10 protein-coding genes are annotated in these 24,387 nt (G+C 61.5%); 4 read left to right on the plus strand and 6 right to left on the minus strand.

The features are described 5' to 3' along the window. Positions 1-3 precede the first annotated feature (3 nt). A complete protein-coding gene (locus tag OC445_RS19830; RefSeq protein ID WP_262020293.1) occupies positions 4-11,868 on the plus strand; it encodes a non-ribosomal peptide synthetase in 11,865 nt (3,954 codons plus the stop codon). 145 nt (positions 11,869-12,013) lie between these two features. Here the strand turns inward: OC445_RS19830 and OC445_RS19835 are convergent, their stop codons facing one another. After that, positions 12,014-14,455 (minus strand): TonB-dependent siderophore receptor, encoded by a 2,442-nt coding sequence (locus OC445_RS19835; protein WP_181124227.1) that lies wholly within the window; start codon positions 14,453-14,455, stop codon positions 12,014-12,016. A gap of 118 nt (positions 14,456-14,573) precedes the next feature. Next, positions 14,574-16,226: a cyclic peptide export ABC transporter gene (locus tag OC445_RS19840; RefSeq protein WP_034127740.1), complete on the minus strand. Its 1,653-nt coding sequence runs from the start codon at positions 16,224-16,226 to the stop codon at positions 14,574-14,576. A gap of 201 nt (positions 16,227-16,427) precedes the next feature. On the opposite strand from OC445_RS19840, the gene OC445_RS19845 reads away from it, so the two are divergent. Then, complete coding sequence (locus OC445_RS19845) at positions 16,428-17,255, plus strand: formyltransferase family protein (protein ID WP_262020294.1); 828 nt, start codon at positions 16,428-16,430, stop codon at positions 17,253-17,255. A gap of 138 nt (positions 17,256-17,393) precedes the next feature. Here OC445_RS19845 and OC445_RS19850 read toward each other — a convergent pair whose 3' ends face one another. The 3 genes from OC445_RS19850 to pvdM are packed head-to-tail and all read right to left on the minus strand — an operon-like array spanning position 17,394 to position 20,932. Continuing rightward, positions 17,394-18,266, minus strand: a complete 873-nt coding sequence (locus OC445_RS19850) for a formylglycine-generating enzyme family protein (protein ID WP_034127738.1) — start codon at positions 18,264-18,266, stop codon at positions 17,394-17,396. 29 nt (positions 18,267-18,295) lie between these two features. Further along, positions 18,296-19,564, minus strand: coding sequence for an aminotransferase class V-fold PLP-dependent enzyme (locus OC445_RS19855; protein WP_262020295.1), 1,269 nt, complete (start codon positions 19,562-19,564; stop codon positions 18,296-18,298). Positions 19,565-19,582: 18 nt separating this feature from the next. Beyond that, positions 19,583-20,932 (minus strand): pyoverdine-tailoring dipeptidase-like protein PvdM, encoded by a 1,350-nt coding sequence (gene pvdM, locus OC445_RS19860; protein WP_262020296.1) that lies wholly within the window; start codon positions 20,930-20,932, stop codon positions 19,583-19,585. Positions 20,933-21,074: 142 nt separating this feature from the next. Between pvdM and OC445_RS19865 the strand changes: the two genes are divergently transcribed. Beyond that, on the plus strand, positions 21,075-22,703 hold the full coding sequence (locus OC445_RS19865) for a hypothetical protein (protein ID WP_054897061.1): 1,629 nt from the start codon (positions 21,075-21,077) through the stop codon (positions 22,701-22,703). A 9-nt stretch (positions 22,704-22,712) separates the two neighbouring features. Here OC445_RS19865 and OC445_RS19870 read toward each other — a convergent pair whose 3' ends face one another. Next, on the minus strand, positions 22,713-23,255 hold the full coding sequence (locus OC445_RS19870) for a thioesterase family protein (RefSeq protein WP_057977136.1): 543 nt from the start codon (positions 23,253-23,255) through the stop codon (positions 22,713-22,715). A 109-nt stretch (positions 23,256-23,364) separates the two neighbouring features. On the opposite strand from OC445_RS19870, the gene OC445_RS19875 reads away from it, so the two are divergent. After that, a complete protein-coding gene (locus tag OC445_RS19875; protein WP_160049595.1) occupies positions 23,365-24,354 on the plus strand; it encodes a GlxA family transcriptional regulator in 990 nt (329 codons plus the stop codon). Positions 24,355-24,387 lie beyond the last annotated feature (33 nt).

Here is a 24,387-nt window from a genome sequence, read left to right on the forward strand (position 1 = left end):
ACCATGCTTTCCAACCCTAATACCGACCTGGTGTCGCGCTTTCTTCGCTTGCCTCTGGAGCAGCGCCAGCAGTTTTACCAGCGCCTGCAAAGCCGGGGCATGAGTTTCGCTCAACTGCCGATTGCTCCCACCCGCCACGACAGCGACACACCGACGTTGTCTTACGCCCAGGAACGCCAGTGGTTCCTCTGGCAACTGGACGAGGACAGTACCGCCTACCACATCCCTGGCGCCCTGCGTTTGCACGGGCACTTGGACCTGGCAGCGTTACAACGCAGTTTCGACAGCCTGCTGGCCCGGCATGAAAGCTTGCGCACGCAATTGGTCGAGGACGATGAACGTCTGTGGCAGGCAGTGATGCCGCAGGCGCGGGTGCAGATCCAGCAGGCGCATGTCGACCAAGCGCAGTTGATGGCGCGGGTGGAAGAGGAGGTGGCGCGGCCGTTCGATTTGCACCAGGCGCCGTTGTTGCGTGTGACGCTGTTGCAACTGGCCGAGGATGAGCATGTGCTGGTGATGGTGCAGCACCACATCGTCTCCGATGGCTGGTCGATGCAGGTGATGGTGGAGGAACTGGTGCAGCTCTACGCCGCCCATAGCCAGGGCCATGACCTGCAACTCCCGGAACTGCCGATCCAGTACGCCGACTACGCGCTGTGGCAACGCGGCTGGATGGAAGCCGGGGAACAGGCGCGCCAACTCGCGTATTGGCAGGCCCTGCTGGGCGGCGAGCAACCGGTGCTGGAATTGCCGCTTGACCGCCCGCGCCCGGCGCAGCAAAGCCATCGCGGTGCAAGCCTGCAGGTGCATCTGCAACCGACGTTGGTGGCGGGCCTCAAGCGCCTGGCGCAGCAAGAGGGCGTGACCGCGTTCATGCTACTGCTGGCGTCGTTCCAAGCCCTGTTGTATCGCTACAGCGGGCAGTCGGATATCCGCATTGGCGTGCCGAACGCCAACCGTAACCGCGTCGAAACCGAGCGGCTGATCGGCTTCTTCGTCAACACCCAGGTACTCAAGGCTGACCTTGACGGGCAGATGAGCTTTGCCGAGCTGCTGCAACAAACCAAACGCCGCGCCCTCGAGGCCCAGGCTCATCAGGACCTGCCGTTCGAGCAACTGGTGGTGGCATTGCAGCCTGAACGCAGCTTGAGCCATAACCCGTTGTTCCAGGTGATGTTCAACCACCAGACCGAGGCCCAGGGCGGCCGCGAAGGCCAACAGTTGCCGGGCCTGCGTGTGGTGGAACTGGACTGGGACAGCCAGACCACCCATTTTGACCTGAGCCTGGACACCCATGAATCCGCCGACGGGCTTTGGGCCGCGCTGACCTACGCCACCGACCTGTTCGATGCCGCCACCATCGAGCGCTTGGCGCAACATTGGCAGTACCTGCTGCAGGCGGTGGTGAGTGCACCCCGCAGCCGCCTCTGCGAGCTGCCGATGGTGGGTGCCGCTGAGCAACACAGGATGCTCCAGGACTGGAACACCCCGGCTGGTGTCACCCCCTTTGAGGCTGTGCACCGGCTGTTTGAAGCCCAGGCTGATCAGCAGCCGGAACGTCAGGCCCTGGCCCTGGATGAGCAGGCCCTCAGCTACGGAGAACTGAACCGTCAGGCCAACCGCCTGGCGCATTACCTGCTGGCCCAGGGCGTCGGCCCCCAAGGGCTGGTGGGGATCGCCGTGGAGCGCTCTTTTTCCATGGTGGTCAGCTTGCTCGCGGTGCTCAAGACAGGAGCGGCCTATGTGCCGCTGGACCCTGAGTACCCCCGCGAACGCCTGGCGCATATGCTTGAGGACAGTGGTGTGGGCCTGGTGTTGACCCAATCCCACCTGCATGGGCGTCTGCCGTTGCCGGCCCGGGTGCTGGCGGTGGACATCGACCTGGTCCAGGCGCAGTTGGCGTTGTGTGCCGACAGTAATTTACCGGTTGATGTCGAGCCCCAGAGCCTTGCGTATGTGATCTACACCTCCGGCTCCACAGGCAAGCCCAAGGGGGTTGCCATCAGCCAGGCTGCACTGAGTGAGTTTGCTGGCATCGCGGCGGATTACTCGCAGCTGGTTGCCCAGGACCGAGTGCTGCAGTTTGCCACCTTGAACTTCGACGGTTTCGTCGAGCAGCTATATCCAGCCCTGACCCTCGGCGCCACCGTGGTACTGCGTGGCCCGCAGTTATGGGACGGTGCCGAGCTGTATCGGCAGATCATCGCCCAGGGCATTACCCTGGCCGACTTGCCCACGGCCTACTGGAAGCTGTTCCTGCAAGATTGCCTGGCAGCAGGCCCAAGGACCTATGGTGCTTTGCGCCAGATCCATATCGGCGGCGAAGCCATGCCGTTGGACGGCCCACTATTGTGGCAGCGCGCCGGGCTCGGCCATGTGCGCTTGCTCAATACCTACGGGCCTACCGAGGCCACCGTGGTTTCCAGCGTGCTGGACTGCACTGACCCGAGCGCCGTCGGCGCCGGCGGTGCCGGCGGTGCCAGCCCCATTGGCCGGGCGCTGCCAGGGCGTGGCCTGTATGTGCTGGACCGTGACCTGAACCTGCTACCGCTGGGCGCCGTGGGTGAACTCTATATCGCCAGCGCCAATGGCTTGGCCCGTGCGTATTTGCAACGGCCAGGCCTGACCGCCGAGCGCTTTGTCGCTGATCCGTTCAGCCCATCCGGCGAGCGCCTGTACCGCACCGGCGACCTGGCGCGTTATCGCGCCGATGGTGTGGTGGAATATGTCGGGCGGGTCGATCACCAGGTCAAGGTCCGTGGCTTTCGCATAGAACTGGGTGAGATCGAAACCGTGCTGCTGGCCCAGGACAGCGTGCGTGAAGCGCTGTTGCTGGCTGCCGACAACCAACTGCTGGCCTACCTGGTGCCTGCGCAGACGCTGTCTGAAACCGAGCGCGCCGAGGTGAGCGAACAGCTGATGGCCACCTTGCGCGACCACCTGCCGGACTACATGGTGCCGGCGCACCTGATCTTCCTCGACCGCATGCCGCTCAACCCCAACGGCAAGCTGGATCGCCAGGCCCTGCCCAAGCCAGATGCCAGCGTGGAACAACAGGATTGGCGAGCGCCGGTCACCCCGTTGCAACAACAGGTGGCGGCGATCTGGGCGGCTATTCTGGGGGCCGAACGGGTGGGCTTGAACCAGCACTTCTTCGAACTGGGAGGGCATTCCCTGTTGGCAATGCAGGTGGTGTCACGCATCCGCCAGACCCTGAGCCTGGAAGTGCCGCTCAAAGCCGTGTTCGAACACCCGCGGCTGGAGGCGTTTGTCGCGGCCTTGCAAACCCAGGAGAGCCTATTGCCAACGGCGCCGGCCCTACTGCCGGCGGGGCGCGTGCAGCCGTTGCCACTGTCTTACGCCCAGGAGCGACAATGGTTTCTCTGGCAACTGGAACCCCACAGCGCGGCGTATCACATTCCCAGCGCGCTGCGCCTGAAAGGGCAATTGGACCTGGCTGCGTTGCAACGCAGTTTCGATAGCTTGCTGGCGCGTCATGAAAGTCTGCGCACCCATATCCGCCAGGATCACGACGGCGCGGTGCAAGTGATTGAGCCGCCAATGTCCTTGCCGATCACCCAGGCTGATGTCGATGACGCCCAGCTCAAAGCCAGGGTGCAAGCGCTGATCGCCCAGCCGTTCGACCTGCAACAAGGCCCGTTGCTGCGCGTCACGCTGTTGCGCCTGGCCGCCGACGAGCATGTGTTGGTGTTGGTGCAGCATCACATCGTCTCCGATGGTTGGTCGATGCAGTTGGTGGTCGAGGAACTGGTGCAGTTGTATGCCGGTTACAGCCAAGGCCAGGACGTGCAGTTGCCGGCGCTGCCGATCCAGTATGCCGACTATGCCGTATGGCAGCGCAATTGGATGGACGCCGGTGAAAAGCAACGTCAACTGGCCTACTGGCGTGAACTGTTGGGCGGTGAGCAGAGCGTGCTGGAGTTGCCGTTCGATCATCAGCGCCCGGCTGTGCAGAGCCACCGCGGCGCGCGCCTGGCGTTCGAGCTGGCGCCCGAACTCACCCAGGGGCTCAAGGCTTTGGCCCAACAGCAGGGCGTGACCCTGTTCATGTTGTTGCTGGCATCGTTCCAGACCTTGTTGCACCGCTACAGCGGCCAGGAAGAAATACGTGTCGGCGTGCCGATTGCCAACCGCAATCGCAGCGAGACCGAGCGCTTGATTGGCTTCTTCGTCAACACTCAGGTGCTCAAGGCGGATGTGCATGGGCAGATGAGTGTCGAGCAGTTGCTGCAGCACGTTCGGCAACGCGCCCTGCAAGCCCAGGCCCACCAGGATTTGCCGTTCGAACAACTGGTGGAAGCCCTGCAACCTGAGCGTAGCCTGAGCCACAACCCGCTGTTCCAGGTCATGTTCAATCATCAGACTGACGTCGGCCAGGCTCAGGTTCAGCACCAATTGCCAGGGCTGCGGGTAGAAGGGCTGGACTGGGACAGCAAGACCGCACATTTCGACCTGGACCTGGATATTCAGGAGTCCACCGAAGGTATATGGGCCACCTTGGGTTATGCCCAGGACCTGTTCGAAGCCAGCACCGTGCAACGCATGGCGCGTCACTGGCAGAACCTGCTGCAAGGTATGGTCGCCAACCCACGACAGCAGCTCAGCCAGTTAAGCCTGCTGGACGCGACCGAACAACAACAGATCCTGCAACTGTGGAACCGCACGGAGTCTGGCTTTTCGGCCGAGCGCCTGGTGCATCAACTGTTTGCCGATCGCGCCCGGGCAAACCCGACTGCGGTGGCGGTGAAGTTCGACGCGCAAACCCTGAGCTACGGCGAACTGGATCGCCAGGCCAACCGCCTGGCCCATGCCCTGATCGCTCGTGGCGTCGGCCCGGAAGTGCGGGTGGCTATCGCCATGCCGCGCAGTGCCGAGATCATGGTGGCGTTCCTGGCGGTGATGAAAGCCGGCGGTGTGTACGTGCCGCTGGATATCGAATACCCACGTGATCGCCTGCTGTACATGATGCAAGACAGCCGCTCGAAATTGCTGTTGACCCATTCGGCCGTGCAACACCGGTTGCCGATCCCGGACGGCCTCGACGTCTTGGCGGTGGATCAGGTGCAAGCCAGGTCGGATTACAGCGATACGGCCCCGGATGTGGCGCTGGACGGCGACAACCTCGCCTACGTGATCTACACCTCCGGCTCCACCGGTTTGCCCAAGGGCGTGGCGGTGTCACACGGCCCGCTGGTGGCGCATATCATCGCTACCGGCGAGCGCTATGAAACCTCGCCGGCCGATTGCGAGCTGCACTTCATGTCGTTCGCTTTCGACGGCTCCCACGAAGGCTGGATGCACCCGCTGATCAACGGCGCCAGCGTGTTGATCCGTGACGACAGCCTGTGGCTGCCGGAATACACCTACGAGCAGATGCATCGCCATAACGTGACCATGGCGGTGTTCCCACCGGTGTACCTGCAACAGTTGGCCGAACATGCCGAGCGCGACGGCAACCCGCCGGCGGTGCGGGTGTACTGCTTTGGCGGTGATGCGGTGGCCCAGGCCAGCTATGACCTGGCGTGGCGCGCGCTGAAACCCAAGTACCTGTTCAACGGCTATGGCCCGACGGAAACCGTGGTCACACCGCTGTTGTGGAAGGCACGCAAGGGCGACCTATGTGGCGCCGTCTACGCGCCCATCGGCACTTTGTTGGGTAACCGCAGTGGCTACGTGTTGGATGCGCAACTGAACCTGCAACCCATCGGCGTAGCCGGCGAGTTGTACCTGGGCGGCGAGGGCGTGGCCCGGGGTTATCTGGAGCGTCCGGCGTTAACCGCCGAACGCTTCGTGCCGGACCCGTTCGGCAAGCCCGGCAGTCGCGTATATCGCAGCGGCGACCTGACCCGCGGGCGTCCGGATGGCGTGGTGGATTACTTGGGGCGTGTGGACCATCAGGTGAAGATTCGCGGTTTCCGTATCGAACTGGGGGAAATCGAAGCGCGCTTGCGTGAGCAAGCCAGTGTCGGTGAAACCGTGGTGGTGGCCCAGGAGGGGCCGACCGGCAAACAACTGGTGGCCTATGTCGTACCACTGGACCCGACGCTCCTGGGTGATGCTGTCGCTCAATCAAACGGTCGCGAAACCTTGCGGCGCGCCTTGAAAACCCGCTTGCCGGACTACATGGTGCCGACGCATTTGATGTTCCTTGAGCGTATGCCGCTGACCCCCAACGGCAAGCTCGACCGCAAGGGCTTGCCGCTGCCGGATGTGAGCCAGATGCAGCAGGTGTATGTGGCGCCCGAGAGCGAGTTGGAGCAGAAGATCGCCGCGATCTGGTCCGATGTGCTACGCCTGCCACAGGTGGGCCTGCATGATAATTTCTTCGAGCTGGGCGGCGATTCGATCATTTCGATTCAACTGGTCAGCCGCGCCCGCCAGGCGGGTGTGCGTTTCACGCCCAAGGAGTTGTTCCAGCATCAGACGGTGCAGAGCCTGGCGACGGTCGCGAGGGAAGGCGACGGTGTGGTGCAGATGGATCAGTCGCCGCTGACTGGCGATTTGCTGTTGTTGCCGGTGCAACACAGTTTTTTTGCCGATGAGATTCCCCAGCGTCATCACTGGAACCAATCTGCGGTGCTGCAACCGCACCAGCCGTTGCAGGTACCGCTGTTGTTGGCCGCACTGCAGGCGTTGATCGTGCATCACGATGCCTTGCGCAGCACCTTTGTCGAGGGCGCACAGGGCTGGAGCGCGGCCTACCGTGGTCCGGATCAGCACCAGGCTGAACAAGTGCTATGGCAAACCACATTGAACAGCGTCGAAGAACTTGAGGCTTTGGGCGAAGAGGCCCAACGCAGTCTCGACTTAGGCGCAGGCCCGTTATTGCGTGCGGTGTTGGCGCAGTTGGCCGACGGTTCACAGCGCTTGTTGCTGGTGATCCATCACTTGGTGGTGGACGGTGTGTCGTGGCGCATCCTGCTTGAAGACTTGCAAAGCACGTATCAGCAACTGGCCCAAGGCGCCCCTGTGACACTGCCAGCCAAGACCAGCGCCACCCGCGCCTGGGCTGCTCGCCTGCAGACCTACGCCCACAGTCCGGCGTTACAACACGAGCTGGCTTGGTGGCAGACGCAATTGCAGGGCAGTCCGGTCGGCTTGCCGGGCGCCGATCCACAGGCGAGCCTGAGCAACCAACTGGCCCTGAGTGTGAGCACACACCTGGATGCCACCTATACTCGGCGCTTGCTGCACGACGCGCCGAGTGCCTATCGCACCCAGATCAATGACCTGCTGTTGACTGCCCTGGCGCGAGTTATTACGCGCTGGAGCGGCGAGGCTTCGACGTTGATCCGGCTTGAAGGTCATGGCCGCGAAGATCTGTTCGATGACATCGATCTGACTCGCACTGTCGGTTGGTTCACCAGCCTTTACCCCGTGCAACTGGTACCGGCCGATTCCCTGGCTGCTTCCCTCAAGCGCATCAAGGAGCAGCTGCGAGCCGTACCCGACAAGGGCCTGGGGTTCGGTGCCCTGCGTTACCTGGGTAATGCCGCAACGCAACAGGCGTTGGCGGCCTTGCCGCAGCCACGTATCACCTTCAACTATCTGGGGCAGTTCGATGCCAGCTTCGACAGCGGCGAACAGCCAGGACTGTTCACGCCGACCGCTGATGCCAGCGGTGCCGAGCAAAGCCCGCAGGCACCTTTGGGCAACTGGCTGGAAATCAACGGTCAGGTCTATGGTGGCGAGCTGAAGTTGAACTGGAGTTTCAGCCAGGCGATGTTCGGTGAAGCAACCGTCAAATGCTTGGCCGACGACTATGCCTTGGAACTCAAGGCTCTGATTGATCATTGTTGTGAGTCGGCGCATCAGGGCGTGACGCCGTCGGACTTCCCGTTGGCGCGGTTGTCCCAGGACCAGTTGGATGGCTTGGCACTGAACGTGGCTGAGGTCGAAGACCTGTACCCATTGTCACCCATGCAGCAAGGCATGCTGTTCCAATCGCTGTACGGCGAAGGTTCGGGTGACTACATCAACCAGATGCGCATTGATGTGCAGGGCCTGGATGTGGCGCGCTTCCACCAGGCCTGGCAGGTGGCGGTGCAACGCCACGAGATCCTGCGTAGCGGTTTTGTCTGGCAGGCGGAACTTGAACAGCCTTTGCAGGTGGTCTACAAGCAGGTGCGCCTGCCGTTTATGGCGTTGGATTGGCAGACCCGTAAGGACTGCAACCAGGCCCTGGATGAGCTGGCCGAGTCGGCACGCACCCAGGGTTTTGTCCTGGAGCAGGCACCGCTGTTGAGCTTGACGCTAGTACGCACGGGGGCGACGAGCTACCACCTGATCTACACCAATCACCACATTTTGATGGATGGCTGGAGTGGTTCGCAGCTGTTCGGCGAGGTGTTGCAACAGTATGCCGGTGAGCCGCTGCCAGCGCCTACCGGGCGGTACCGCGACTACATCGCCTGGCTGCAGGCACAGGACAAAGCCGTCAGCCAGGCGTTCTGGCAGGCGCAACTGGTCAACTTGCAGGCGCCCACGCGCCTGGCCGATGCCATAGAGACTGAGGTGGATGCGGCCCAGGCGGTGAATGGCGAGCATCGCTTGAGCCTGGATGCTGCGCAAACCGAACACCTCAAAGCCTTCGCCCAACGTCACAAGGTGACCCTCAATACCCTGGTGCAAGGCGCCTGGTTGTTGCTGTTGCATCACCACACCGGGCAAGCCACCGTAGCATTCGGCGCCACGGTAGCAGGGCGTCCGGCGGAACTGCGTGGGATTGAACAGCAGGTCGGCTTGTTCATTAACACGCTGCCGGTGGTGGCGACGCCGGATGCGCAAATGTCGGTCAGCCATTGGCTGGAGCAACTTCAGCAACAGAACGTTGGCTTGCGTGAGCATGAACACACGCCGCTGTTCGAGATCCAGCGTTGGGCCGGGCTGGGTGGAGAGGCGCTGTTCGACAGTATCCTGGTGTTCGAGAACTACCCGGTGTCCGAGGCGCTGGAGCAGGGCGCACCGTCGGGGCTGCGTTTTGGCGCAGTGCACAGCCTGGAACAGACCCACTATCCATTGACCGTGTTGTTGGCTATTGGCCAGACACTGGGCTTGGAGTTCAATTACTCCCGCCACGCTTTCAGCGGCGCGCATATCCAGCGCTTGGCCGAGCACTTCCAGCATTTGCTGCTGGCCCTGGCCAGCGACGGCAGTCAACGCCTTGGCGCGTTGCCCTCAGTGGCGCAGGCCGAGCGGCAGTGGGTATTGCATGATTGGAATGCGACTGCGGTGGATTACCCGCTGGATCAAGCGGTCCACACGCTGATCGAGGCTCAGGTGCTGCGTACACCGGATGCACCTGCCTTGATTTTCGCGGGGCAAGCCTTGAGTTACAGCGAGTTGAACGCCCGGGCCAATCGCCTGGCGCATCGCTTGATGGCTGCCGGGGTTGGCCCGGATGTGCTGGTGGGGCTGTCGGCAGAGCGCTCGGTGGAGATGGTGGTTGGCCTGTTGGCGGTGCTCAAGGCCGGTGGCGCTTATGTGCCGCTGGACCCCGAGTATCCTCGTGATCGCCTGGCCTACATGCTGCAGGACAGTGGTGTGCAACTGCTGTTGACCCAGGCTCATCTACTGGCGCAACTGCCGGTTCCCGCCGGTGTACAAACCCTGGTGCTGGAATGTGGCGATACTTGGCTGGAAACCTTCAGCAGCCACAACCCGAATATCCCGGTGCACGGCGAAAGCCTTGCCTATGTGATCTACACCTCCGGCTCCACCGGTCAGCCCAAGGGCGCTGGCAACCGCCATATCGCGCTGACCAACCGCCTGTGCTGGATGCAACAGGCATATGGGCTCACGCCGCACGACAGCGTGTTGCAGAAAACTCCGTTCAGCTTTGACGTGTCGGTGTGGGAGTTTTTCTGGCCGCTGATGACCGGCGCGCGTCTGGTAGTGGCGGCACCGGGCGATCATCGTGATCCAGCCAGGCTGGTACGGCTGATCAACGAGCAACAGGTCACCACCTTGCATTTCGTGCCTTCCATGTTGCAAGCGTTCTTGCAAGACGCGGCGGTTACTTCATGCCAGAGCCTGCAACACATCGTTTGCAGTGGGGAAGCGTTGCCTGCGGATGCCCAGCAACAGGTGTTCGTCAAATTGCCCCACGCCGGCTTGTACAACCTGTACGGCCCTACCGAAGCCGCTATCGACGTAACCCATTGGACCTGTGTCGAGGAAGGTCGCGACGCCGTACCTATTGGCCGACCCATTGCCAACCTGGGCTGCTACGTGCTGGACGACAACCTGGAACCTGCGCCAGTGGGCGTGCTGGGCGAACTGTATTTGGGCGGTATTGGCTTGGCGCGGGGTTATCACCGCCGTGCGGCACTTACCGCCGAGCGGTTTGTGACCGACCCGTTCGGCAGCGGCACACGTCTGTATCGCACCGGTGACCTGGCGCGTTATCGCGACGATGGCGTGATTGAATATGCCGGGCGCATCGATCACCAGGTCAAACTGCGCGGCCTGCGCATAGAGTTGGGCGAAATCGAAGCGCGCCTGCTGGAGCTCGACAATGTCCGCGAAGCCGCGGTGCTGGCGGTGGACGGTACCCACCTGGTGGGTTACCTGGTGCTGCAACAGCCCCTTGAAGAGTGGAAGGCAGGGGTAGTTGCACACCTGGCCGAGCAGTTGCCCGACTACATGGTCCCGGCGCAGTGGGTGGTACTGGCGCAGATGCCGTTGAGCCCGAACGGCAAGCTGGACCGTAAGGCGTTGCCCAAGCCAGAGGCTCACGGTGCCGCGCAATTCCAGGCGCCCGTTAGCGAGATCGAGCAGCAAATCGCAGCGGTCTGGAGCGAGGTGCTGGAGGTGGAGCGCGTAGGGCTCAACGACAACTTCTTCGAGCTCGGTGGCCATTCATTGCGAGTGCTGATGCTCAAGGAGCGAATTCGCAAGGTCAGCGGCGTGAACCTGTCTGTCAGCCAACTGATGCTTAACCCTACTGTGGCGGGACAGGTCAAATGCCTGCAGGGCAATAGCCGGTCTTCGTTGATCGTCAAGCTCAACCAGCAGACGCAAGGCACGCCGTTGTTCCTGTTCCACCCAAGCTTCGGCTCGGTGCATTGCTACACCGCGATTGCCCTGGCCTTGCGCGAGCAGCGCCCGGTGTTCGGGGTCATGTGTCGTGCCTTGGCCGAAGAGGGCGCCACGGTGCCGCAATGGCAGGTAATGGTCGAAGACTACACCGCGCAATTGTTGGTGGCCCAACCCGAAGGCGCGTTCCGCGTGGGTGGCTGGTCATTGGGCGGCAACCTGGCGATGGAGGTCGCCTACGGCCTGGAGCAAGCCGGCCGAGAAGTGGAGTTTGTCGGCTGGATCGACGCTGCGCCGCCGCAATGGGTCAAACCCTATTGGGACGCAGTGGTGGTCGAGAACGCTCGCGAGATCTCAGCCAATGAGCGCCGCGCAGCGTTGCTGGGGGTTATGTTTCCTGAGTTCGCCGAGTCCATCCAACACGCCTGGCAGCAATGCCAACGGGATAGCGAGGATGAAACGGGACAATGGCGGGAATTTGTGAATTGGGCTGAACAGTCTTTGGGCGAAGCCTTCACGGTGATCAAGGATGAATTACTGCGTGGCAATGAGGCGCAGATTTCCTGGGACGTTGACCGGGCACTCAGTGAGCGTTTGCTGCAAGCTGACTTCAAGCCGATCAAGGCGCCCGTCACTTGTTGGTGGGCGTCCATGAGCCGGGCAGGGCGCTTCAAGGACCTGATCGAGCAGCAAATGGCAACGGTGATCAGCCAAGGGCGCATCGAGCGCTCAGTGATGATTGAGACCGATCATGATGGCATTATCGACAGCGCGGTGTTTATCAGCAGTTTGGTAGAGGCGTTGAGGTAAGCCGCCGCTCAATCACAAAAACCCGGATCCAGTGTCCGGGTTTTTTTATGCTCCAATCCCTCTTCGCCAGTATCTCTGCACGCCCAAAAAAAAGCCCGGTGAGCATGGGGTGCTCACCGGGCGTTTGATCGATCGACGCGTGGAATCAGAAGTCCCAGCGCGTGCTGACCATCACATTACGTGGCTCACCGTAGGCGGCCGAGTTATAGAAGCCCACGTTGGTGTAGTAAGACTTGTCGAAGATGTTGTTGAAGTTGACGGTAGCCGACAGGTTCTTGGTGACCTGGTAGCGGGTCATCAAATCCACCAACCAGTAGGACTCCTGGGTGATGTCCTGGTTTTTCTCAAGTGGCCCGTTCCAGATCTCGTTCCAACCTTTGGTCTGCCAGCGTACACCGCCACCGATGGTGAACTTGTCCAGGTCGCCCTTGAGTTTGTAGGTGGTGTTCAGGTTGACCTGATGCTCGGGTTCGAAGGTGGAGAGTTTCTTGTCGTCTTCGTCTCGTACGATCTTGTGGGTGTAGCCACCTTGAAGTTGCCAGCCTGGGCTCAACTCACCGGAAATTTCCGCTTCGTAGCCTTTGGTGACGGCCTTGGAGCTCTTGAACGCCCAGTTGTTCGGGGCAGGTGTCTGGTTGTTGTAGGCGTCATCCGAGATGGGGCGATTAGTCTCATGCACTTCGAAGTAAGCGATGCTGGTGTTGAGGCGGCCATCGAAAAACTCGCCTTTCAGGCCCAACTCGTAGTTCTGCCCTTCGTCTGGCTCCAGCAGCTTCTCGTTACGGTCCTTATAGGTGCTTTCCTGAGGTTGGAAGATATCGGTGTAGCTGGCGTATACCGAGAAGTTGTCATTGAGGTCGTAGATCACACCGGCGTAAGGAATGAACCGCCCGGTTTCCTTGTAGGAAGGGTTGTTGCCAGTCACGTGATAGTTGGCCACGCGCCCACCCAGGATCACGTTCAGGTCGTCAATCACGTTGAAACGCGCGGTCAGGTAATACCCGGTTTGACGGATAGTGTCGTCGATGTGCTGTTGGGCAGGACCGTAGATAGGCTTGGCGATATGGCCGTTCCAGTTATAGAAATCGACCTTGTTACCGCCAGGCCATTCCGGCGACCAGTACCCCTTGCCTTGCCAGCGTGAGGTGCCGATCGAGCCGCCCACCACCAGTTCATGCTCGCGGCCAAACAGGCTGAAAGGGCCGGTGGCGTAGAGGTCGGCCGAGGTGCTCTTGGTCTCGCCGGTGTATTTCTGCCCGTTGATCTCAGCGGTGCCATCGGCTGCCGGCTGGACGAATTGGATCGAACCCAGATCGGCGTGGTAGCCGTTGATCTTGTGGTCGAGCTGGAATTTGGTCACCCAGCCGTCGCCCAGGTCATGCTCGAGCATGGCAAAGGCGGTACGCGTGTTTTGCTCCCACGAGCTCCAGGTGGTGCCGTTGTTGTAGGAGCGCGGCATTTTGTTGATGCTGCCATTGGAGTTGACCAGCGGGAAGGAGCCGGACCAACTGGAACCCTGTGGAATGTTGTCCTGGTAATCGAAGCCCACCGTCAGCATGGTATCGGGAGACAGGTCGAACTCGGTGATGCCGTAGTAGGTTTCGGTCTTGCGTGAGTAGTGGTCCATAAAGGACTTCTTGTCCTGATACGCAGCCACCGCACGGCCACGGATATTGCCGCTGTCGGTCAAGGGGCCACTGACATCCACTTCGCTGCGGTAGTTGTCCCAGGAACCCGCCCCCAATTGCACATGGCCCTTGAATTGCGCGGTTGGCTTCTTGCGGATCAAGTTGATGGTCGCACCCAGGGAACCGGCACCGTTGAGCAGGCCGGTAGCGCCCTTGAGGACTTCAACACGGTCGTAGATCGCCATGTCGCTCAGGGTGTTGCCCGCCGAATAACCGACGTTACGCACAGTCGATGGAATACCGTCGTACTGGAAACTATTGACCGAAAAACCACGGGAATAGTAGTTGGTGCGGTCGGAGTCGTAGGCGGAAACGGTGATGCCCGGCGTATGGCGCATCACGTCATCCATGTTGTTGAGGCCAAAATCCTCGATGTGCTGGCGAGTCACCACGGTGATCGACTGCGGAGTTTGCCGTGGGGTCAACGTCAAACGTGTAGCCGTGGCAATCGTGCCAGGCGTGTAGGAACCAGAACCTTCGGTGACGTTGCCCAAGTAGTTGGCGGTCACTTGCGTCGGGCTCAGCTCCAGCCCGCCACCGCTGCCAGCAGCAGTGACGGTCAAGGTATTGCCATTGAGGTTATAGGTGGTCTGGCTACCGGCCAGCAATGCAGCTATGGCTTGCTGCGGCTGCATCTTGCCCTTGACGGCGGGGCTGTTCTTGCCCTGCACATCGCCCGGGCTGTAGAGCACTTGCACATTGGTCTGGCGGCCAAATTCCTGCAGTGCGCTCCCCAGCGACTGCGCAGGAATATTCAACTCGATCTCCTGGGCCTGCACATAGCCTGCAATCGGCATCGACACAGCCAACGCCAAGGCACTGGGCAAGAGGTTGATGTTCAGGGCCCGGCGCATGGATAGCGCTTTGCTCAGGGGGCTGAGACCGAGTCGTGCTGGCATGGATGCTTTCTCTTCTATGTTTTAAGTGGGCAATTCTAAGTGTTTATTGAGGTTAGTTCTCATTACCACTAGTGAGACGTTCCTACTTCGCAAAACCGGAAAAAATTATTCCGGTATTTCATGCAGGCTCCATCTCATGCACCACCTGACCGGCACGCAGGCGCACCAGATGATCGGCGATGTCGAAATAACGATCATCGTGGCTGATCACGATGATGGTCTTGCCCAGGCGTTTGAGGTCCGGCAGCAGCTCGGTGTAGAAGATGCGGCGGAAGGCCGGGTCCTGGTCGGCGGCCCACTCGTCGAACACCAGTACCGGGCGCTCTTCCAGCCAGGCATTGACCAGGGCCAGGCGCTTGCGTTGGCCGGTGGACAGGTCAGTGGTGCTGAACACGCCGTCCTTGACGCTGACCTTGTGCGCAATTTCCAGGCGCTCAAGGTATTTGGTGGCGCTGTCCAGGGACTGGGTGGCGCTGCCTTGTACCAGGTCATCGAACAAGTAATAGTCAGAAAACACCGTGGTGAACAACTGGCGATAATCGTCGCGCTCTGGGTCGGTCACCGCTGTACCGTTGAGCAGGATCTCACCCGCCTGAGGTGGATACAGGCCCAGCAGCAGCTTGATCAGGGTGGTCTTGCCGCTACCATTCTCGCCCACGACAAACACGATATCGCCTTGCTTGATGCTCAGGTTGATCGGCCCCAGGTGGAACGGTTGGCTGCCTTCAACCGCTGGCGGGCTGTAGCTGACGCCGCGCAGTTCAAGGCTGTTGACCACAGGCTTCGGCGCTTCACTGTCGTCCATCAACAAGTGGGGCTCGGGCGAAGAAAAACGTTCCGACAGTTCGCTGATGCGCCCGAAGGCAATCTTCGCCTTGCCAACCACGGGCAAGTAACCCAGCAGGTGCTCCAACGGGCCTTTCATATACAGCAGTACCAGCACGAAGCCGGTAATCACCGTGGGGTCGGGGTTGGGGTTGTAGGCCTGCATCGCCAGGGCCAGGCCGATGACCACGAAGAACAGCATCGAGCCAAAGGTCTTGGCCAGGATATAGATGTTGACTGAACGCACCTGGATATCGCTGATGCGGTCTGCGGTTTCCTGGATGCGGTGGGTGTTCATGCGAAACCGCCGCGGACGGTGCATGCGCAGTTCCTTGGCTCCCGAAGCAATCGCATTGTAGTAACGCTGCAATTCATCTTCGTGGCTACGGGCCAGATCGAAGCCCTGGATGCCTTTGCCGCCCGCGATGAATTGCACGGCGCTGCCGATGATGATTGCGACCACCATCATCAGGAACATCGGCACGGACAGGTAAGCCAGGTAACCCAGGCATCCCAGGGTAACGGTGGCGGCGATGGCCAGGGGCGTGAAGGCAAAGGAAAAGTCGCTGATGGTGTCCACGTCGTGGGTCAGCACCGGGATCAGGCGGTGAGAGCGATATTGCTCGATCTGCCCGATGGGCGCTGACAGCACCTTTTCACCCAGGTCCTTGCGCAGGGCGGCAATGATCCGTTGCCCGACGTAGTTGGTGCCGATGTCGGAAATGATCGAGCTGACCAGCGCCACCACGCACAACGCGGCGAAGGTCAACACCACACCCTGAGTCATCCCCCCCGCCGAATGCAGGGCATTGTTAATCGTCGCCAACAGCAAGGTAATGGCCAGGCCGCCCGCCATGCCAAGGGCGACGGAGACCGTCACGATGGTGCGAAAGGGCCTGAGCAATGCGAGCAAACCTTTGAAGGCGCCGCGCTTGGGGTCGGTCATAAATACTTCCCGGAAAGTGAAAAGAGGGGGCTGGGCACACAGACCCTTACCCATGACAAACGAAGCTGTGGCGTGACTATTTAGCGCGGCGTGCCGGACGGTGGCAGTGAGCGATAAATTGCCCGGGGCCTGGTTCGTTCTTGTTCTGTAGGCGCACGTGTATCAATGCCGTGCGTGGCCCTTTGAGCGAGAGCGAAACACATGACGAAAAAGAACCTGGTGTATGTCTGGTCCCTGAGAAATGCCGCCGCCGACAAGGCGGGGCAGCCGGTGGCCTATAAAGACCACGAGCGCTATATGAAATCGGTGCTGGAGTTTCTGGTGGGCTCGCTCAACGACACGTCGCTGGGCGAGGCTTACAACCTCGTAGGCGTGGTGTATGACGACGATGAGCACAACCCGCGGGACCAGCAGTTGGTGGCGGACTACGGCTTCGCCTACCAGCCGGGTCGCCAGTGGCTGTACCCAGCGGACTTGCGTGTGCAGGGCACGTTGGTCAACGACCTGCTGCTCAGCGTGCCGTCGACCTATCGTCGCCTGCCACGAGGCAGCGCCGAACATGTCGCCGGCAAGCAGGATTTCGAGCGTCGCCTGCATGACACCCTAGTGGAGTTGAAGGCTGACATCGTGGTGCTGGATGGTTTGCTGGTGATCCTCGACGAACTGGTGCGCCCGGGTGCGACGTTTGCGCGGCGCATCATGAACATTCATCCGGGCATCACCCGCCTCGAGTCGCCTTACGAACGCCGTGGGGCGTACGCCACCTGGAATGCGCTGTACGGCGCACGTGGGCAGGCGATTACCGACTGGGCAACCAAAGCGACTCAGGCGTGCGAGCCGTTGTATTGGACCGGTGCGTCATTCCATTACGTGGATAACGGCATCGACTCGGGAGAGGTGTTCCACGACGTGCTCAAGACCGAGATTTCGCCCGAAGACACTATCCTTGAGTTGCGCTGGAACAACTTCAACAACAGCCTGTTCCCGGCGCTGCATGAAGGCCTGGAGCGGTTGGCCAGACAAGGCTGAACCTGCTGGCGCGAACCCTGTAGGAGCGAGCTTGCTCGCGAAAAACGTCAACGATGACGCGTGCTTCCTGAATACACGCGGCGTTTATGAGTTTTTCGCGAGCAAGAACTAGGCGTCCACCCTCGCTCCTACAAGGTATTAGAGCTCGCGCACGACCCGAAAGCCGATCCAGTCCCCGCGCGTCTGCGGGTAGATGTTGTTGCGATTGCCCGAGCGTGAAAACACCGGCGCCTCGCCCCAGTCATTGCCGCGAATCTGGTAGGCCTCGCAGTTGGGCTCCACCCAGGCACTGCCATCAGTTGGCGCGCCGACGTAGTTCGGATGCTCGCAATCAGCCACCCGCTCATACACATTGCCGTGCATGTCATACATGCCAAAGGCATTCGGTGGGTAGCTGCCCACGGGCGACGAATAGCTGTAGCCGTCCGCCGGGCCGTAGGTGTTGGCGTGCTGGGCGATGCTGTAGCCCTTGCCTTCGTCGAACGGGAAGGGGAACGGGCCGGTGGTGCCGGCGCGGGCGGCGTATTCACGCTGGGCTTCGCTGACCATCTGGTACGTGTGCCCGGTCTTCTTCGACAGCCAGCTCACGTACTGCTTGATGTCGTCCATGTCCATGCACACCGCCGGCTGGCGTGGCCCCTGGGGATAGCGCGGCTTGCTGGCGATGCATTCGCGGCCGGGGCGGTCGTCGCCATTGGCGATCTTGACCCCGGTCTGGCGCACGTAGCTGTCCCATTCGCCGGCGGTGACATGGAAGCGGCTCATGGCGAACGGCTTGGCGAAGGTCACCTCGTGCATCGGGCCTTCGTCAGGCTCGCGGCCCACTTCGTCGTCCGGCGTACCCATGGTGAAGGTGCCGGCGGGAAGCACCACCATTTCCGGGCAGTCCTTGCAGTCTTTGAAGACCTTGCCCGGTTGTGGGGCAGCGGCCTGGGCCAGGCCGGGCAGCAGGGCGCCGCACAGGGCGGTGAGTGCCAATGCGGTGAGCGGTTTGAGTCGGGATGGCATCATGGAGGCGTCTCGTTCAAAGGGAAAAGGGGTCATAACCGCTGGCTCAGCAGGGTCATGAAGCGCTGGATCTCATCGGAGTTGTTAAGCAGGCCCGGCGAGGTGCGAATCACCGGGCCAACGTCACGGTCCACCGCGTCCACCACCACGCGGTTTTTCATCAGGTAGGCCGCGACGGCATCGCTGTTCTGATCCTTGACCCGAAAGAAAGTGAATCCGGCTGACAGGTCGGGGCTGCGCGGTGTCACCAGTTCGATCTGCGGGTGGGCCAGCAGTTGGTCCTTGAGTTCGGTGTTGAGGGCATGGATGCGTGCCTGCACCGGCGCCTTGCCCAGTTGCAGGTGCAACTTGAAGGCTTCGTCGGCGGCCCAGCGATGTTCGAAGGCGTGATAGCCGCCGGGCGTCATGGTCGTGGCGAAGTTTTTGTCTTCGGAGAAGGTCGCAATCATCGGTGTGACGTGTTTGTTTTCGGTCTCGCGGGCGCATACCAGGCCGGTGCCGCGCGGGCCGAACATCCATTTGTGAGTGCCGGCGATGAAGAAGTCGCAGTGCATAGCGGGGAAGTCGAGGTCTTCCACGCCGAAGCCATGCACACCATCGACGATATAAAGCAGGCGGTCCGGCTCATCGCGGTTGCGGTTGTGTTCGTCCACCAGCTTGCCAATCTCACCGATGGGCAGTTTCACGCCGCTGCCGGACTGCACCCAGGTCATGCCCAGCACGCGGGTGTTGGGGCGAATGTTGCGTTGGATGTTGCCCAGCACTTCATCGGCCGAGACCTGATTGGGGTTTTTGAACAGGCGTATCTTACGAACCTGGGTTTGCTCCTTGCGTACCCGGAAGTCCAGGCTGAACGCGGTGGCGTAATGCTCATGCACCGTGGTCAGGATTTCCTGGTCGGCGCGCACCTTGATCCCGCCATAGATCATCGCCAGCCCTTCGGACGTGCTGCCGGTGAGGGCGATCTGCGCTGGCGTGGCGTTCAGGTAGCGGCCGGCCCACTCGCGTACCTGGCCCTCACGCTTCCAGGTTTCCTGCAGGTCCCAGTCCATGGCCAGGCCAGGGTTGCGGTCGATCTGTTGGCGGTAGCGTTCGATGGCCTCGCGCACGGGCCTGGGGTGCGAGGCCACCAGAAAGTTGGAAAAGTGCAGGTAATTGGGGTCCTGGTTGAACAGTTGCTTCAATCCCGTCCATGGGTCGTTCGTAACGGCGGCTACTGCCTGAGGCAGCAACGCGGTGCCCAGCGGCAGGCTCGCGGCAAAGACGCCGGCCTGCTTGAGAAATGTACGGCGGTCGGTCATGGACTTACTTCGTGGTAATTAGCGATTGGCCAATGGCTTGGCGGCTTTTTGTACCTGGTCCCACACCCGCAGGAAGTTGCCTCCCCACAGCTTGGCGATATCGGCTTCGGAGTAGCCGCGCTGGATCAGTTCGGCAGTGACGTTGCGCACCTCGCCGACGTTCTCCCAGCCCTGGAGGCCGCCGCCGTCGTTGAAGTCCGAGGCAATACCGACATGATCGATGCCGATCTTGCGCACGGTGTAGTCGATGGCGTCGCCCAGGTCCTTGAGGGTGGCCTTGGGTTCTTCCTCGAGAATGCCGTACAGCGCGCTGGCGTATTGGCCGAAGCGTTGCTCGGGCCAGGCGGCAATGATTGCATCGCCGGGCATCAGGGCCATGGCCAGGTTGGGCAGTGGCGGCAGGTCGAAGCGTGCGCGCAGGACGTTGAGCTTGTCCTGGGTCGGCTGGCTCAAGGGGCGCAGGTAGGCGGGGAAACCCACCACTTGCACCACGCCGCCGCTGTTCTTGATCAGTTGCAGCTCCTTGTCACTGAGGTTGCGCGGGATGTCCACCGATGCCCGTGGCGCCGAGTGCGACGCCACCATCGGCGTGCGGCTCAACTGCGCGACTTGCTCCAGGGCCTTGGTCGACATCTGCGACACGTCGATGATCACCCCCAGGTCATTGAGGCGATGCACCGCTTGCTGGCCGATAGGCGACAGGCCCTCGAGGGCATCGGTGGAGTCATTGAAGAACGGCAGCGGGCGCGACGAGTCGGACCAGGCGTTATTGCCGATGTAGCTGAACCCGAACATGCGCATGCCGCGTGCGGCCCACAAGTCCAGCTGGTTCAGGTCATTGCCCAGGGGGTAGGCGTTGAGCATGCTGATAAAAATCGCGAACTTGCCTTCGCCGTGCAGGCGGCGCATATCGTCCGGTGTGTAGGCAATGCCCACCTGGTTGGGAAAGTCACGCACCATGCCGGAGATGATCTTGTAGCGCACTTCCTGCTCGTGCCGGGCCTCTTCGACAAAACCATCGGTGGGCTTGTGCGGGGCGTTGGCGCCGTTCCAGATTTCCGGCCAGCCGAAGATCGTCAGCGCGGCGCCCGACAATCGGCCGCGGGCGGCCTTGGCCAGGTCGAACTGGCCGCTGCCATCCTTGTCGGCCTCGTTGCCCGCCGTGCCGAAATCCAGGGGCAGGGTGATGTGGCTGTCGAACGACAACAGGCGGTCCTGCATTTCATTGGCCTGTTTGATCACCTCCAGCGGGTAGCCGGCGTTGCCCTTGAACCACTGATCCCAGACCAGGAAACCAGCCCCGGCGCCGATAGCCAGGGCCAGCGGCAGGCCAATATACAGCGCCTTTTTCGAACGTGATTTTGTCATTGCCATCTCAGTCAGTTGAGGCCTTTGCTATCAGGGAAGAACGAGCGATGACGGGGGAAATTTAGGTGGCGGGGGCAGGGCGGTAAATTTCATCGGGTTGCAAACGTTCTAGCTCTGATCAAGCTGTTTCCTAAGGTAGCCAATGACAATCTCTCGACGTGGGTTCATCGCAGGCCTGGCGCTGACCGGTGCAGCCGTGCCCGCGGCCTTTTATGCCCATCGCGAGTTGACGCGGGAAGAAGAGTTTCCTATCACCCCCGGCGAAGCTACGGTCGACCTCGCTGACACCCAGGGCCAGCACCTGGCGAACACCCTGCGGGGCGTCTGGAGCCTGCGCCTGGAAGGCCGCGACGCGGGCCTTGCGGGCCTGCCGCTGCATGGCCTGGAGTTGCTGCTCGACATCGCCCCCCGTGGGCGTGGCCTGCGCGGTTACCTGGACACCGCCGAGCAGTTGCGCGCTGAAGGCGAGCCGCGCTACCGGGTCTTGGGTGATGTGCTGACGGGCGAGGGCGCCGTGCTCTATTGGCGCTTGATCGACCGCGATTCAGCCGGCGGCGTGCCGGCCTATGAATTCAAGATGACCCTGGATGAAGTCTGGGCCGATTTCGGCAATGCCGGCAGCGCCACCCTCAGCGGGCACATCCTCGACCTTGAGCGGCCCCTGGCGCTGACCGAACGCGACAACCGTTTTATCGCCCACAAACAACTGTTCCCCGAAGCCCGCCAGCGCATCGGCCTCAACCCGACCTTGCTGGCCTGGCTGATTTCTCCCGAGCACCGCCTGTTTCACCAACTGTGGCACGCCACCCGCGACCAATGGCACAAGCTCTCCGAAGAAAAACGCGAGGCCCTGCGCGGCATCGGCTGGCAACCGGGGCCCCGTGGTCAGGAACGCGACGCCCGCGGCAAGCGCAAGGACCGCAATGGTTCGGGCATCGACTTCTTCTTCATGCACCGCCACATGCTCGGCACCGCACGTTCCATGCAGGACTTGCCCTCCTGGCCGCAATTCCCCGAGCCGCAACCGCCGTTGGAGCGGGATCGCCCGGGCTTTGTGCGCTACTTCGACAACCACGACGGTTTCGCACTGCCGCCCTGTTGGTCAGCGCCAGATGACGCCGACTACACCCAGTGGGTCAGCGATATCAAGGCGGCCGAGACCTACCACAGCAACTTCCAGGTGTGGGAATCCCAATACCGCGACCCGCGCTACCTGGCCAAGTTGACCCTGGGCCAACTGGGCTCGGAAATGGAGCTGGGCCTGCACGATTGGCTGCATATGCGCTGGGCCTCGGTGCCCCGCGACCCGTCCAACGGCGCCCCGGTCCCCTTCGCCCGTGACCCCGCAGACTTTGCCGCACGTTGGTATGCGCCGGAGAACGACTTTCTGGGCGACCCGTTTTCATCCCATGTGAACCCGGTGTTCTGGCATTTCCACGGCTGGATCGATGACCGCATCGAAGACTGGTTTCGTGCCCACGAGCGCTTCAACCCAGGCGAGGTGAGCCGACTGGAAGTCAACGGCGTAGCCTGGTTTGCGCCAGGTCGCTGGGTGGAAATAGGTGACCCGTGGCTGGGCCCGGACACCCACGGCTGCAGCACCACGCCGGGGCTGCAACAGGGGCGCTCGATGGAAATGGACCCGGAGATCATGAAGCTGGCCCTGCGCATTACCTTCGGTGCCGATGAAGAGCTGCTCAAGGGGCTGTTCAAACGTGTGCCGCAGCGGCCATGGTATGCGCGGCATCTGAAACTCAAACGCGAGGCTTAGCAGGTTTTTTTAAACCTGCTCTTCCTCACGCAATTGCGCACTCATCTCATCGCAACTGCGTGCCCAGTCGCTCAACCATTGCGGCATCGGCGGTGAGGTGTCGTCCAAGCCCAACTCGCGGATGAATTCGGCCGGGGGCAGGGTGCCTTTGGCGGATCGAAACAGCCCACGCATCACCACCACGCCGACCACCCGCCCATTGCTGACGAAGCGGTGCTCCATCAGGTTCCACTTGTGGTCCCAGCCGAGAATGCGGGTATGCACCTCGAATACCTCGAACAGCTTCAATTCCCGACGGAACTTGCCCCAGGTATCGCCGACTATCGGCATCGCCTTATGGCGCAGCGCCACGCGAAAGGCGCCGGTGCGCAGCACAAAATCCATGCGAGCCACATCGGCCAGGGTGAAATACCGGCCATTGGTGACATGCCGGTTCAGGTCCAGGTCCAGCGGCCAGACACGCATGCGCACCACCGAGGTAGCCAGGCCGTGAACCGGTTTGCGCCAGGGGCGGCGCAACAGCATGTGCAGTAATCGAAACCAGAGATTCATAAAAACGCCAGGCAGTTGATCAATGGCCGCACTGTACGGGGGTGGGATCGGCTAAGGTAGATGCGTAAATGACTTATTACATGCGAAAAGTGCAAGCCGGAGTTTTTACATGCATGTCACCTTGCTCCTGGCGGATCAATGTTCCGCTGCCAGTGCCACCCTGGCTATGGAAATGCTCAGTGCGGCCAATCTGTTCGCTGAAAGCCCGCCGTTTGAGGTGATGCTCGCGTCTATGGACGGCCAGCCGGTGACAGCATGGGGCGGGCAGCGCCTGCAGGTGCAGGGTTCAATGGCGCAGATCGCGCACACGGACCTGGTGCTGATTCCCGGGTTTCTCTTTACCCTCAAGGAGGCTATGCCGACGTTTGCTGCCTACGGCCCCTGGTTGCGTGAGCAGCATGGGCAGGGCGCCGTGTTGGCTTCCATGTGCACGGCGGCCTTCATGCTGGCCGAGACCGGCTTATTGCACGGCTTGCGTGCGACGACTCACTGGGCATTTGCCGGGTTCTTCCGGCGTCGATATGCCCAGGTCAGCCTGGATGAGGGGCAGATCCTTTGCGAAGACAATCGCCTGATCACGTGCGGGGGCGCTACGGCGGCGATGGACTTGATGCTGCACCTGATCCGCCGTTTCGGCTCGCCGGAGCTGGCTCATACCTGCGGCAAGTACTTGCTGATCGATGCCGGCCGCACCGAGCAGTCGGCCTACGCGATGTGGTCGCTGCCCAAAAGCCACGGTGATGCGCAGATCCTGCGTGTGCAGCATTGGTTGGAGCAGCACTTTGCGCAGTCAATGGTGATCGATGAGGTGGCCCGGCGCTTTGGTTTTGGCGTGCGTAATTTCAAGCGGCGTTTCAAGGATGCCACTGGTTGTACGCCGATTGGCTACCTGCAAACCCTGCGCCTGGAACGAGCCAAGCAGATGCTGGAGTCAACACGCATGACCCTCGCCAGCATCACGTATGCCGTGGGCTATGAGGACAGCAACTCGTTTCGGCGTCTGTTCCAGCAACGGGTGGGGATGCTGCCGGCGGCGTATCGCAAGAAGTTCCTGGTTGCCCAGGGCGACGCCTATGTACCTGACGCACCGAGGTCCTGACCTGCCTTGATGCCGGTCAGGTAAGCAGGCGCG

The sequence above is a fragment of the Pseudomonas sp. Pse35 genome (assembly GCF_024519715.1).
Taxonomy (GTDB): domain Bacteria; phylum Pseudomonadota; class Gammaproteobacteria; order Pseudomonadales; family Pseudomonadaceae; genus Aquipseudomonas; species Aquipseudomonas paracarnis.